Genomic DNA, 12832 nt, shown 5'->3' with positions numbered 1-12832 from the left:
CCCTGCAAAACCTCGAAACCCTTTGCAGCTGCCGCCTGCGGTCGCCCGGCTAGCCTTGATGGGCGTACCCATCAGGCACGGACGCCCTCATGCACAACCCCGACACCCTCACACTCGACCTGCACCGCATACTCGAAGCTCTGCTCGCCGACAGGCTGGTGGATGCCAACGACAGCCTGCGCGTGCTGCAACACGCGGCCGAACACCCCGTCGACCACCCGCTTGAGCAGATCGCCGCCTGCGCCTTGGACAACCGCAAATGCCCCGGCCAGCCACTGGACCTGGACCATTTGTGCCAGTGGCTGGCGGGCAAGGTCGACCAGCCCTACCTGCGCATCGACCCTCTGCAACTGAACCTGCCCCAGGTGTCGGGCCTTGTATCACCCGCCTTCGCCCGGCGCCACGGCATCCTGATCGTCGCCGCCGACGCCCTCAGCGTCACCGTGGCCAGCGCCCAGCCCTATCAGGACGACTGGCAGGCAGACCTTGCGCGCAGCCTCGGCCGCAAGGTGCTGCGGGCGGTGGCCAGCCCCGTGCACATACGCGAGTGCGGGCAATCGTTCCAGCGCCTGGCGCAGTCGGTGAAAGGCGCCCAGACCCAGCAATCGACCAGCCTGGGCGAGCTGGAACAATGGCTGGAAGCGGGCAGGCGCCACACCGACGCAAGCGCAGATGATGCCCACATCGTGCACATCGTCGACTGGCTGCTGCTGTATGCCCTGGAACAACGCGCCAGCGACATCCACCTGGAGCCGCGCCGCGATCAGGGCCACTTGCGCTACCGTATCGACGGCCTGCTGCACGCCGTCTACAGCTTCCCGGCCGGGGTGTCGCTGGCGCTGGTCAGCCGGCTGAAGCACCTGGCCGGCATGGACGTGGCGCAGAAACGTCGCCCTCAGGACGGCAGGTTGCATAGCCGTTTACCCAGCGGCGAGGCAGTGGAGTTGCGGCTATCCACGCTGCCTACCTCGTTCGGCGAAAAGCTGGTATTGCGCCTGTTCGACCCGCAGCGGCTGCATGAGAGCTTCGAGCAACTGGGCCTGCACGCGCAGCAACTGGCACAGTGGCAAACCCTGCTTGGCCAGCGCCAGGGCATCATCCTGGTCACTGGCCCTACCGGCTCGGGCAAGACCAGCACGCTTTACGCCAGCCTCAACTACCTGGCCACGCCCCAGGTCAACCTGTGCACCATCGAAGACCCTGTGGAGCGGATCGAGCCCGCCTTCAACCAGTTTCAGGTGCAGCACAGCCTGGGCCTGGGGTTCTCCGAGGGCGTAAGGGCGATGCTGCGCCAAGACCCGGACATCATCATGATCGGCGAGATACGCGACCGCGAAACCGCCCTGGTCGCCGTGCAGGCCGCACTCACCGGGCACCTTGTGCTGTCTACCCTGCATACCAACGATGCCTGTGCAACGATCATCCGTTTGCAGGAACTGGGCGTGGCCGACTACCTGATAAAAGCGACCCTGGTGGGGGTGATGGCGCAGCGGTTGGTGCGCACGGTTTGCCGGCGCTGCCAACCCAACGCATCCGCAGCCTGCCGCACCTGCCGCGGCACAGGCTTCTGGGGCCGCACGGGGCTGTTCGAGCTGCTGGTACCCAGTGAGCGCCTCAAGGCAATGATCGGCCCCGGAACGGACCTGGCAGACCTGCGCCGCCAGGCACTGGCCGATGGCCTGATCGACTTGCGCCGCGCTGCCCAGGCAAAGCTGGCAAGCGGCCATACCGTGGAGCAGGAAGTGCTGCGAGCCTGCAACTGACCCACCTTGGGCATCAAGGAACTTGGCGTGCTGGAAAAGATCCAAATCGCATCTTAAACCCCCACCCTTCGAGGTGTTCAATCATGCGTCTCAAAACCGCCATCACCGTCGCTGCCTTGCTTTCGCTGCCCGTCGGCTCGGCCATGGCCGATACGTTCTGGCGTAATGTGCTTTCGTCCGGCGCAACCACCGGGTCGACGTACCTGACCTCACGCGACCACAAGCTGGTCATGGCTGCACAGGACGATGCTGGCAGCTTCGTGGCCAGCGATGGCGCCATTCGCGGCCCCTTCCTGGAGTCGGCGATGCGCCAGGTACGGGTGGAGAACCCGGGCCTGAAGGCGACTGACATGGAGCTGGCCAACGCCATTCTGGCGAAGAATGCGGTGGCCGAATAAACCTGTAACCGGTGACTGCAAAAGGGCTGCTCGGCAGCCCTGAGCATTGCATCACTCGCCGATGGCTGCCTTGTAACCGGCAGCATCCAACAGCTTTTCCAACTCTGCGGCATCGCTTGGCTTGAGCTTGAAGATCCAGGCATCGTAAGGCTGTTCATTCAATTGCTCAGGGCTGTCAGCCAAAGCCTCGTTGACGGCGATCACTTCGCCACCCACCGGGGCGTAGATGTCCGAGGCCGCCTTCACCGATTCCACCACGCCCGCTGCGTCGCCAGCGGCGAACACCTTGCCCACTTCGGCCAATTCCACGAAAACCACATCACCCAAGGCTTCCTGGGCGTGGTCACTGATGCCTACGGTAACCGTGCCGTCGGCTTCCAGGCGAGCCCACTCATGGCTGTCGGCAAAACGCAGTTCGGCGGGGATATTGCTCATGTCTTGAATTCCTCGATTGGCTCAGCGGTACGCCCGCCGTTATGTGATGGTTCAGATCAGGACCTTGCCATGGCGCACGAAGGTCGGCTTGACCACGCGCACCGGGTACCATTTGCCACGAATTTCTACCTCGGCCCGGTCACCCGTGGCCATGGGCACGCGTGCAAGGGCGATGGACTTGCTCAGCGTAGGGGAGAAACTACCACTGGTTATCTCCCCTTCGCCAATCCCTGCTACACGCACGACCTGATGGGCGCGCAGAACACCGCGTTCTTCCAGTACCAGGCCGACCAGTTTTTCCTGGACACCCTGCTCGATTTCGGCCAGCAGGGCGGCGCGACCGATGAAGTCGCGAACGGGCTCCCAGGCAATGCTCCAGCCAAGGTTGGACGTCAACGGGGTGTGGGTTTCGTCGATATCCTGGCCATACAGGTTCATGCCCGCTTCAAGGCGCAGGGTATCGCGGGCGCCCAGGCCACTGGGCGCGATGCCGGCACCCACCAGGTCGTTGAAAAAGTTCACGGCCTGGTCGCCGGGGAAGATGATCTCCAGGCCATCCTCGCCGGTGTATCCGGTGCGCGCGAAGAACCAGTCGCCGTCGGCGAGGCCCTCAAAAGGGCGCAGTTGGCGAATCAGGGCAGCACGCGAGGCACTGACCAGCGCGGCGACCTTTTCTCGGGCATGGGGGCCCTGAATCGCCAGAATGGCCAGGTCGGGGCGCACCTGAAATTGCATGGCAAAGCCCTCGCCCTGCAATTGCAGCCAGCCGAGCACCCGGGCCCGGGTGGCCGCGTTGGTGACCAGGCGGTAGCCATTGGCGGTGCGATAGGCGATCAGGTCATCGATAACGCCGCCATGCTCGCTCAGCAGTGGGCTGTAGAGGGCCTGCCCGACCTCGCCCAAGCGGGCGACGTCGTTGGCCAGCAGCCGCTGCAGCCAGCCGGTGGCCTCGTCGCCCTGGACATCAATGACGGTCATGTGGGAAACATCGAACACCCCACAGTCCTTGCGCACCTGGTGGTGCTCCTCAACCTGCGAGCCGTAGTGCAGCGGCATGTCCCAGCCGCCGAAATCGACCGTCTTGGCACCGAGTGCCAGGTGCAGGTCATACAAAAGCGTGCGCTGTCCCATGGGTTTCTCCTTCCGGGCGTGGCGAAGCGGCGGCGGTGCGAAACTGGGCGCCGTCCGGCTGTGCCAGACCTGCTGCTACGCCATCACCCGCCGCGCGAATGCCGCGCATTGTAGCGGCAAGCCCGCCAAGTGGCACCCTCAGCGCGACTGACCGGGCCGCCGTGCAGAACGCCTGATAAGGCCGACAACCGGCAGCAGGCCCACCAGCACCAGCGTCAGCGCCGGCAGCGACGCACGCGCCCACTCCCCCTCGCTGGTCATCTCGAACACCCGCACAGCCAGCGTATCCCAACCAAACGGGCGCATCAGCAGGGTGGCCGGCATCTCCTTGAGCACGTCGACGAACACCAGCAACGCGGCACTGAGTACACCGGGCACCAAGAGCGGGAGGTACACCCTGAAAAACAACCTGGGGCCGCCCACGCCCAGGCTGCGGGAGGCCTCCGGCAGCGAAGGGCGAATCCGTTCCAGGCTGCTTTCCAGCGGCCCGTAGGCTACGGCGATGAACCGCACAAGGTAGGCCAACAGCAGCGCCGCAAGGCTACCCAGCAACAAAGGCTTGCCGGCACCACCCAGCCAAGTGGACAGCGGAATCACCAGGTGGTTATCCAAATAGCTGAACGCCAGCATGATCGACACGGCCAGCACAGAGCCCGGCAAGGCGTAGCCCAGGTTGGCCAGCCCTACCCCCATGCGGACACCGGGCGCAGGTGCCTGGCGCCGGGCAAAGGCCAGCAGCAAGGCCACGCAAACCGTGAGCAACGCCGCCGTCCCCCCCAGATACAGGGTATGCAGCACCAGGCCCACATAGCGCTCATCCAGGTCGAAACGCCCGCGCTGCCAGAACCACCACAGCAACTGCAGTACCGGGATGACGAATGCACAGGCGAATACCAGCAGGCACCAGCCACTGGCCAGTAGCGCCTTCAGGCCGCGCAGCCGGTACAACGCCTGCCCGCGCGGCCGTTCGTTGCCACTGCGGCTGGCCCCCCGGGCGCGACGCTCGCCATACAGCACCAGCATGACTGCCAACAGCAGCAGGCTGGCCAGCTGCGCGGCAGTGGAGAGGCTAAAGAAGCCGTACCAGGTTTTGTAGATGGCCGTGGTGAAGGTGTCGAAGTTGAAGACCGCCACGGCGCCGAAGTCGGCCAGGGTTTCCATCAGCGCCAGCGCGATGCCTGCGCCGATCGCTGGCCGCGCCATCGGCAGGGCCACCCGCCAGAACGCCTGCAACGGCGACAGGCCAAGCACCCGCGCCGCTTCCATCAGGCCTTTGCCCTGGGCCAGGAAGGCCGTACGCGCCAGCAGGTACACGTAGGGATAGAACACCAGCACCAGCACGATGATCACGCCACCGGTAGAGCGTACCCGCGGCAGGCGCATGGGCCCGAAGGCCTCACGCAAGGCCGTCTGCACCGGGCCGGCGAAGTCCAGCAGCCCAACGAAGACGAACGCCAGTACGTAGGCGGGAATCGCAAATGGCAGCATCAGCGCCCAATCCAGCCAGCGCCGCCCCGGAAACTCGCACAAGCTGGTCAGCCAGGCCAGGCTGACGCCCAGCACGGTGACACCGATGCCCACACCCACCACCAGCGTCAGGGTATTGCCCAGCAGCCGGCTCATTTGCGTGTCCAGCAAGTGTGACCAGATCTGCAGGTCCACCGCTTGCCAGGACAGCAGCAGCACGCTCAGCGGCAGCAGTACCAGCGTGGCGATCAGGCCGACTGGCAGGTACCAGCGGCGTTGGGGGGTGTGGGGCAAGGTCTGGGTTCCGAGTGGGGTGAGGCGGGCTTAGTTGTAGCCTGCACGGTCCATCAGGCGAATGGCTTCAGCCTGGCGCTTGCCGGCGATTTCCACCGGGATGCTGTCGGCCTTGAAGCTGCCCCAGGCGGCGACTTCATCCGAAGGCTTGACCTTCGGGTTGGCTGGAAACTCCTGGTTGATGTCGGCAAACAGCTTCTGCGCCTCTTCACCGGTCATCCACTCCACCAGCTTTTTGGCCGCTTCCGGGTGCGGTGCATGCTTGGTCAGGCCGATACCGGACAGGTTGACGTGCACACCGCGGTCGCCCTGGTTGGGCCAGAAGATTTTCACCGGCAGGTTCGGGTTCTGCTTGTGCAGGCGGCCGTAGTAGTAGGTATTGACCACGCCTACGTCGCACTGCCCGGCCTCGATGGCCTGGATCACTGCGTTGTCGTCGGAGAACACATCGGTGGACAGGTTGTTGACCCAACCCTTCACGATCTGCTCGGCCTTGGCTTCGCCGTGGTTTTCGATGAGGGTGGCCGTCAGCGACTGGTTGTACACTTTTTTGGCCGTGCGCAGGCACAGGCGGCCTTCCCAGTCCTTGTCGGCCAGCGCCTCATAGGTGCTCAGCTCTTCAGGCTTGACCCGGTCACTGGCGTAGACGATGGTGCGGGCGCGCAGGCTCAGGCCAGTCCAGTCATGGGACGAGGCGCGGTATTGTGCAGGGATGTTGCGGTCGATGATGTCCGACTTGATCGGTTGCAGAATGCCCATCTGCTCGGCCTGCCAGAGGTTGCCGGCATCGACGGTAAGCAGCAGGTCCGCCACCCCGTTGTCGCCCTCGGCCTTGATGCGTTGCATCAGTGGCGCTTCCTTGTCGGTGATGAACTTGATCTTGACCCCGGTCTTGGCGGTATAGGCATCGAACACCGGCTTGATCAGCTCATCGATGCGCGAGGAATACACCACCACTTCGTCAGCTGCCTGGGCAGCGCCACCGAACAGGGTAAGGGCCAGTGCGGCAAACAGGGGCTTGCGTGGCAACATGGAAAGCGCTCCTCGGATCGTTAGAGAGGCGCAAATGGTAGTGAATCCCATTTTCCAGCTCATCCACTTAGCCGTTACCGGATGTTGCAGTGGGCCACGGGGTGCCCCCGGCGTTTCAGGCCTTGGCCAGTTGCGGCAGGTCGCCACTCAGGCCCAGCGCCTGGCGCACGAACACCGCCTTGGCTTCTGGCATCTGTTCCACCAGCTTCAAACCGCTGTTGCGCAACCAGCGCAGCGGCAGGGGGTTGGCCTGGAACAAACGCTCGAAGCCTTCCATGGCCGCCATCAGCGCCAGGTTGTGCGGCATGCGCCGGCGCTCATAGCGGCCCAGCACTTTCACATCGGCCAGCCGCTCGCCCCGCTCGCAGGCACCGATCAGTACCTCGGCCAGCACAGCAGCATCCAGGAAGCCCAGGTTCACGCCCTGCCCCGCCAGCGGGTGAATGGTGTGGGCGGCATCGCCAATCAATGCCAGGCCTTCATCCACGTAGCGTTTGGCATGGCGCTGGCGCAGCGGCACGCACACCCGAGGGTCGGTTTGCAGCACATCGCCCAGCCGCCCTTCGAATGCCTGCTGCAGCGCCTTGTTGAATGCCGGTTCGTCCAGCGCCATCAGCCGCTCGGCGTGCTCCGGGGTGGTCGACCACACGATCGAACACCAGTCTTGCGCGCCATCACGGCTTAGCGGCAGGAACGCCAGCGGGCCATCATCGGTAAAGCGCTGCCAAGCGGTGGCCTGGTGGCCGGCCGTGCAGCGCACGCTGGTGACGATGGCGTGGTGAAGGTAGTCCCACTCGCGGGTTTCGAACCCGGCCAGGCGGCGTACCGCAGAGTTGGCGCCATCGGCAGCGACCACCAGTGGCGCTCGCAGTTGCCGGCCATCGTGCAAGGTCACCAGCCAGTCCTTGCCGGACCGGCGCAATTGCTCCAGCCGGGCGTTGGGCAGCAGGCCGACATCGCTGTCGTGCAGGCGCTCCAGCAGGCCGTCCTGCACCACACGGTTCTCGACAATGTGGCCGAGTACCTGGGCATGCACACTGGCGGCCGAGAAGTGGATCTGACCCGTGCCGCTGCCGTCCCACACCTGCATGTGGCAGTACGGTGTAGCACGGCGCTGCGCGATGCCTTCCCAGGCCCCCAGCCGCTCGAGAATGCGCTGGCTGGCGGCCGAGAGGGCACTGACCCGTGGCTCGAAGGCGGCACTGGCATCGAAAGGCCGCACTGTCAGCGGCCCGCCATCGAGCAGCAGCACGTGCAAGCCGCTGTGGCGCAAGGCCAAGGCCAGGGCACTGCCGACCATGCCGGCACCTACTATCAGAAGATCTGCGCGCATTTCCATGCCTTACGCCAGCCTCGCTTGCGGCTTTAGCCGCACGTATAGGGTTTTGTCGACCCGCGCCACCAGCTCGCCGGCACCGTCGCGGATATCCACCTGCAGCCTGGGCAGGCATTTTTTGCCAGTGGCGGTCTGTTGGCGGATTTCGTCCAGCAGCCCGTCATCGATGTGGAATTCGGCATACACCGGGCCCTTGCCCGGCGAAATGAAATCGATGCTGGCGGCCTTGTCCCAGACAATGTAGTCGCGCCCCAGTTGCTCGATCAGCAGCAGCATGTAGAACGGATCGACCATGGCATACAGGCTGCCGCCGAACTGGGTACCGACGTAGTTGCGGTTCCAGCGCGTGAGCTTCATCGCCACCTGAATGCTGCGCATGTCCGGGCTGATGTGCTGCACACGGATACCAGCCCCCAGGTACGGCGGGTAGAGGTTGAGCATCCAGCGCAGCATGCGTGCACGCCGCGCCAGCTTGCGGGGGTTGCTCATGCTTTGCTCCGCAGGTCCGGCCGGGTACCCAGGCCCATGGCCTGGCGCGCGAACCAGCGCTTGGCCGGCGGCAGCAGGTCGAGGCCGAGCAGGCCAAGGTTACGTGCCGCCGCTACCAGCGGCTGGTTGCTGCCGAACAGGCGCGTGACCTGATCGGAAAAACCAATGGTCAGGGCCTGGTCCAGTTGCTGGCGACGATGGTACGCCTGCAGGGTCGGCAGGTCGCCCGGTATCGCGGGGCCGGCCAGAAGTGCCTCGGCCAGGGACTGCACGTCACGCAGCGACAGGTTGAAGCCCTGCCCGGCGATGGGGTGCAGGCTGTGCGCGGCATTACCCAGCACCACCAGGTGCGGCCGCACCTGTTCCTGGGCTTCGACCAGCGAAAGCGGATACAGGTGCCGGGCACCGACCTGGCGCAGCGCCCCCAGGCGATAGCCAAAAACACCCTGTAGCTCACGCAGGAAGCTGCGTTCGTCCACCTCGGCCAGGCGCTGTGCATCCATGCCCTGGCGCGTCCAGACCAGCGCGCAGCGGTTTTCAGGCAGCGGCAGCAAGGCCATGGGCCCGGCTTCGGTGAAGCGTTCGAAGGCCTGGCCGCCATGGGCTTCACCCGGCGTGATGTTGGCAATCAGCGCGCTCTGCTGGTAAGGCGTGGTGCGCACATGGATGCCCAGCTGCTCACGCAGCCCCGACCGTCCGCCATCGGCGAGCACAGCCAGGTCGCACTCGAACAGCGTGTCGTCGTTGAGCCGCACGCGGTAACCGCCTTCGATGGCCTGCAGCGCAGACACCTCTGCGGGGCAGCGCCAGCTCACCACGTCACGGTCCAGGCCTTGCCACAGGCACTGCCCCAGCCAGGCGTTTTCTACCACGTAGCCAAGCGCTGGCACGCCCTCCTGGCCGGCGTCCAGGCGGGTGGTGCCAAAGCGGCCACGGTCCGACACATGGATTTGCGTGATCGGTTCGGCCCTGCGGCCAATGGCCTTCCACAGCCCCAGTTGCTCGTAGATCTGCCGGGTACCAAAGGACAGCGCCGATGAACGGGCATCGTAGCTGGGCTGGAAGCTGTCGCCGGGCGCGAAAGGCTCGACCAGCAGGATCTTCCAGCCGCGGGCCTTGGCGCCCGCCTGCAGGGCCAGGGCCAGGCTTGCGCCCACCAGGCCACCACCGATGATCGCCAGGTTTACCCGGTTCATACGCGCGCGGCCTGCATCAACGCTTCGATTTCGGCGACCGTGCGCGGCACGCCCGACGTCAGGATTTCACAACCTTGCCTGGTCACCACCACATCGTCCTCGATCCGTACACCAATGCCGCGCCACTTCCTGGCCACAGCCTGATTGTCGGCACCTATGTAGATACCGGGTTCGACGGTCAGGGCCATGCCAGGCTCGAGCACCCGCCATTCACCCCCGACCTTGTAGTCGCCCACATCGTGCACATCCATGCCCAGCCAGTGCCCGGCACGGTGCATGTAGAACGCACGGTAGGCTTCGCTGTCGATCAACGCCTGCACCTCACCCTCAAGCAGGCCCAGTTCCACCAAGCCCTCGGTAATGACCCGTACCGTGGCCTCGTGGGCGTGGTTCCAGTGCTTGCCGGGGGCGATTTCGGCGAACGCCGCCGCCTGGGCCTTGAGCACCAGCTCGTAGATGGCCTTCTGTTCAGGTGAAAAGCGCCCGCTGACCGGGAAGGTGCGGGTGATGTCGCTGGCGTAGCAGTCGATCTCACAACCGGCATCGATCAGCACCAGGTCGCCGTCCTTGAGCAGGGCGTCATTCTGCTGGTAGTGCAGGATGCAACCGTTGCGCCCGGCGGCCACGATGGACCCATACGCCGGCATCTTCGCCCCGCCCTTGCGGAACACGTAGTCCAGCTCGGCCTCCAGGCTGTACTCATACAGCCCGGCCCGGCACGCCTGCATGGCCTGCACATGGGCCCGCGCAGAAATATCCGCGGCGCTACGCATCACCTTCACTTCCGCCGCCGATTTATACAGGCGCATGTCGTGCAGCAGATGATCCAGGGCAACGAACTCGTTCGGCGGCTGCGCGCCCAGGCGAGCCTTGGAGCGGATCACGTTGATCCAGTCCATCAGCCGGCGGTCGAATTCCGGGTTGCTGCCCATGGCGCTGTACACCCGCTCGCGGCCTTCGATCAGGCCCGGCAGGATTTCGTCGATGTCGGTGATGGGGAACGCATCATCGGCGCCGAACTCGCGTACCGCGCCTTCCTGGCCGGCACGCAGGCCATCCCACAGCTCACGTTCGGGGTTGCGCTCGCGGCAGAACATCACGTACTCGCCATGCTCGCGGCCAGGGATGAGGGCGATCACCGCCTCGGGCTCGGGGAAACCACTGAGGTACTGGAAATCACTGTCCTGCCGGTACACATGCTCGACGTCGCGGTTGCGGATGGCAACCGCAGCGGCGGGCAGGATGGCAATGCTGTTGGGGACCATCTGCGCCATCAGCGCCTTGCGCCGGCGGGCATACTCGGCCTTGGGAATACGGCTCATGGGCAGACTACCCCCGGGTTGGTCAGTGCAGAGATGGCTTGGGCGCGGGTGCAGCCGGCGTGGCCAGCTCGGAGAACAGCAGCAGCGGCGCTACACGCAGGTATTCCATGACTTCCATGTAGTCGCTTTCGCCGTCTTCGGACTCTTCCAGGGCTTCTTGCACCTGGGAGATGGCGACTAGGTCCTGCAGCACTTCCTTGGCCTCGATAGACAGGTCCTTGCCGCCGGCGTTCAGGCCGAAGCCGGTAATGAAGCCCTGGCACCACTGGCCCAGCGCGGTGGCGCGGTCGGTGAGGGCAGCATCATCGGAAGGCAACAGCAGGACGATGGCCATTTCGTCGCCGGTGAGTTCACCCTTGACCATTTCCTGCAGGCCGATCAGGGCGTTGCGTACGGTATCGCCGGGTTCGGTTTCCAGCAGTTGGGCCGCATCGGCCAGCCAGGCATCGGCATCGAAGCCGGCACCGGCGCAGCTGCGGCCAATGAGCAGGCCGTGCAACTCGGCCGGGGTGACAGGGTGACCATTGCTCGACAGCAGCATGGCGAAGGCGACGTAGGGCGATTGGGTATTGGGCATGGGCAGCTAGGCGCCAGACGGCGCAATGACTAGAATGGAGGCCTTGTATCCTAGCACCGGCAGGCGCGCCAAGACCATCGGCACTGGCCGGCGCCACCCAGGGAGAGGCATCATCGTCAGGTGAGTCAACGACGGAGCGAATCGAGTGCAACCCACGCAAGACAAAGACCTGCAGGCACTGATGAGCCGATTCGAGCTGCTGATCGAACGTGTCGAGCAACTTAAACGGCAAAATGCACTCCTAGTAGCTCAGGAAAAGTCCTGGCGCGAAGAGCGCGCCCACCTCATCGAAAAGAACGAGATCGCCAAGCGCAAGGTCGAGTCGATGATCTTACGCCTCAAGGCTCTGGAGCAAGACTCATGAGTTCAAGCAATAGCGTCACCGTGCAGATCCTGGACAAGGAATACTCGATCATCTGTCCACCCGAAGAGCGCAACAACCTGGTGAGCGCCGCGCATTACCTGGACAGCAAGATGCGCGAGATCCGCAGCAGCGGCAAGGTGATCGGGGCCGACCGCATCGCGGTGATGGCGGCGTTGAACATCACCCACGAAATGCTGCACCGCCAGGAAGACCGCACCGCTGCACCTGCGGGTGGGGCGAGCCGCGAGCAGGTGCGCGACCTGCTGGAACGGGTCGATCAGGCGCTGTCCGACGATGCGGATACCAAAATCAGCTGAGATTGGTATACTGGCGCCACTCCCTGGGGGATGCGCCAGTCGGTTATGTCCCTGAGCCGATACGCACAACCACGGGGGTTGCACGCTGGGGCCGGTGTGCATGTCCGCTCGACGGAAAGCCTTAACGCCCCCTGCAATCTCCACCTTGAACTTTCGGGTTCAAGGGCTACACCGATAGCGGTCTTATCGGGGAGCCTGAATTCTCTTGCCCGCCCTTCGGCGGGCAATTCGTTTTGGCCGCAAGCGTCGGCCAGCACTCCTGGGACCGCCTGTGCCATGACCGACACCGCGCCGCTCACCCGCCCCCAGCTTCGTCGCCTGCTTCGCAAAGCCCGCCGCGCACTCACCCCCGCCCAGCAACGCCAGGCCGCTGCCGGCCTGTATCGCCAGCTGGCGCAGCACCCGCTGTTCCGGCGCGCCCGGCACATTGCCCTGTACCTGCCCAACGATGGTGAAATAGACCCTCGCCTGTTGCTGCGTGAAGCCCAGCGACGGGGTAAGCGCACCTACTTGCCGGTACTGCATGCATGGCCGCGCACGCGCATGGTGTTCCAGCGCTTCGAACAGGGCGAAGCCCTCAAACCCAACCGGTTTCGCATCCCTGAGCCGGTCATCGACCGCAGGCGGCAGCGCCCGATCTGGGCCCTGGACCTGATTTTGCTACCACTGGTCGGTTTTGATGATGCGGGCGGGCGGCTGGGGATGGGCGGC

14 protein-coding genes and 1 other RNA gene are annotated in these 12832 nt (G+C 64.8%); 6 read left to right on the top strand and 9 right to left on the bottom strand.

Going from position 1 to position 12832, the window contains the following annotated elements; genetic code table 11:
• The first annotated feature begins 89 nt into the window (after window positions 1-89).
• Together IAE38_RS15880 and IAE38_RS15875 are read left to right on the top strand one after the other, a co-directional pair.
• Window positions 90-1763, top strand: a complete 1674-nt coding sequence (locus tag IAE38_RS15880) for a GspE/PulE family protein (protein WP_201218263.1) — start codon at window positions 90-92, stop codon at window positions 1761-1763.
• Window positions 1764-1846: 83 nt separating this feature from the next.
• Entirely contained in the window at window positions 1847-2161 is a 315-nt protein-coding gene (locus IAE38_RS15875; RefSeq protein ID WP_028632963.1) for a DUF2388 domain-containing protein, read from the top strand.
• A gap of 51 nt (window positions 2162-2212) precedes the next feature.
• On the opposite strand, the gene gcvH is transcribed toward IAE38_RS15875, so the two are convergent.
• The 9 genes from gcvH to IAE38_RS15830 all read right to left on the bottom strand — a co-directional run bounded on the left by gcvH (window position 2213) and on the right by IAE38_RS15830 (window position 11440).
• Window positions 2213-2596: a glycine cleavage system protein GcvH gene (gcvH, locus tag IAE38_RS15870; protein ID WP_201218261.1), complete on the bottom strand. Its 384-nt coding sequence runs from the start codon at window positions 2594-2596 to the stop codon at window positions 2213-2215.
• 51 nt (window positions 2597-2647) lie between these two features.
• Window positions 2648-3727 carry a glycine cleavage system aminomethyltransferase GcvT gene (gene gcvT, locus IAE38_RS15865; protein WP_201218260.1) on the bottom strand — a complete coding sequence of 360 codons (1080 nt, stop codon included), beginning with the start codon at window positions 3725-3727 and terminating at the stop codon, window positions 2648-2650.
• A 138-nt stretch (window positions 3728-3865) separates the two neighbouring features.
• Entirely contained in the window at window positions 3866-5488 is a 1623-nt protein-coding gene (locus IAE38_RS15860) for an ABC transporter permease (RefSeq protein WP_201218259.1), read from the bottom strand.
• A 30-nt stretch (window positions 5489-5518) separates the two neighbouring features.
• Window positions 5519-6520, bottom strand: a complete 1002-nt coding sequence (locus IAE38_RS15855) for an extracellular solute-binding protein (protein WP_201163816.1) — start codon at window positions 6518-6520, stop codon at window positions 5519-5521.
• A gap of 115 nt (window positions 6521-6635) precedes the next feature.
• Window positions 6636-7853: a 2-octaprenyl-3-methyl-6-methoxy-1,4-benzoquinol hydroxylase gene (locus IAE38_RS15850; protein WP_201218258.1), complete on the bottom strand. Its 1218-nt coding sequence runs from the start codon at window positions 7851-7853 to the stop codon at window positions 6636-6638.
• Between the two features lie 9 nt (window positions 7854-7862).
• Window positions 7863-8345 carry a DUF4442 domain-containing protein gene (locus tag IAE38_RS15845; RefSeq protein WP_028632957.1) on the bottom strand — a complete coding sequence of 161 codons (483 nt, stop codon included), beginning with the start codon at window positions 8343-8345 and terminating at the stop codon, window positions 7863-7865.
• Window positions 8342-9541: a 2-octaprenyl-6-methoxyphenyl hydroxylase gene (ubiH, locus tag IAE38_RS15840; protein ID WP_201163814.1), complete on the bottom strand. Its 1200-nt coding sequence runs from the start codon at window positions 9539-9541 to the stop codon at window positions 8342-8344. Before ubiH ends, IAE38_RS15845 begins: the two co-directional genes overlap by 4 nt.
• Window positions 9538-10863, bottom strand: coding sequence for a Xaa-Pro aminopeptidase (gene pepP / locus IAE38_RS15835; protein ID WP_201218257.1), 1326 nt, complete (start codon window positions 10861-10863; stop codon window positions 9538-9540). The genes ubiH and pepP overlap by 4 nt, the downstream gene beginning before the upstream one ends.
• A gap of 22 nt (window positions 10864-10885) precedes the next feature.
• Entirely contained in the window at window positions 10886-11440 is a 555-nt protein-coding gene (locus IAE38_RS15830) for a YecA/YgfB family protein (RefSeq protein ID WP_028632954.1), read from the bottom strand.
• A 181-nt stretch (window positions 11441-11621) separates the two neighbouring features.
• Here IAE38_RS15830 and IAE38_RS15825 point away from each other — a divergent pair, with 181 nt between their 5' ends.
• The 4 genes from IAE38_RS15825 to IAE38_RS15810 all read left to right on the top strand — a co-directional run.
• A complete protein-coding gene (locus IAE38_RS15825) occupies window positions 11622-11804 on the top strand; it encodes a TIGR02449 family protein (protein WP_029886233.1) in 183 nt (60 codons plus the stop codon).
• A complete protein-coding gene (locus IAE38_RS15820) occupies window positions 11801-12121 on the top strand; it encodes a cell division protein ZapA (protein ID WP_028632952.1) in 321 nt (106 codons plus the stop codon). Before IAE38_RS15825 ends, IAE38_RS15820 begins: the two co-directional genes overlap by 4 nt.
• A gap of 17 nt (window positions 12122-12138) precedes the next feature.
• A non-coding RNA gene (gene ssrS, locus IAE38_RS15815) (6S RNA) lies at window positions 12139-12318 on the top strand.
• A gap of 79 nt (window positions 12319-12397) precedes the next feature.
• Window positions 12398-12832: 5-formyltetrahydrofolate cyclo-ligase (locus tag IAE38_RS15810; protein ID WP_201218256.1), on the top strand; the 435-nt coding region annotated here is incomplete at its 3' end.

Origin of the sequence: Pseudomonas sp. S32 (assembly GCF_016648095.1) — a bacterium.
Taxonomy (GTDB): domain Bacteria; phylum Pseudomonadota; class Gammaproteobacteria; order Pseudomonadales; family Pseudomonadaceae; genus Aquipseudomonas; species Aquipseudomonas parafulva.
The sequence above is the reverse complement of the archived record's forward strand: the minus strand, read 5'-3'. Positions and strand labels throughout refer to the sequence as shown.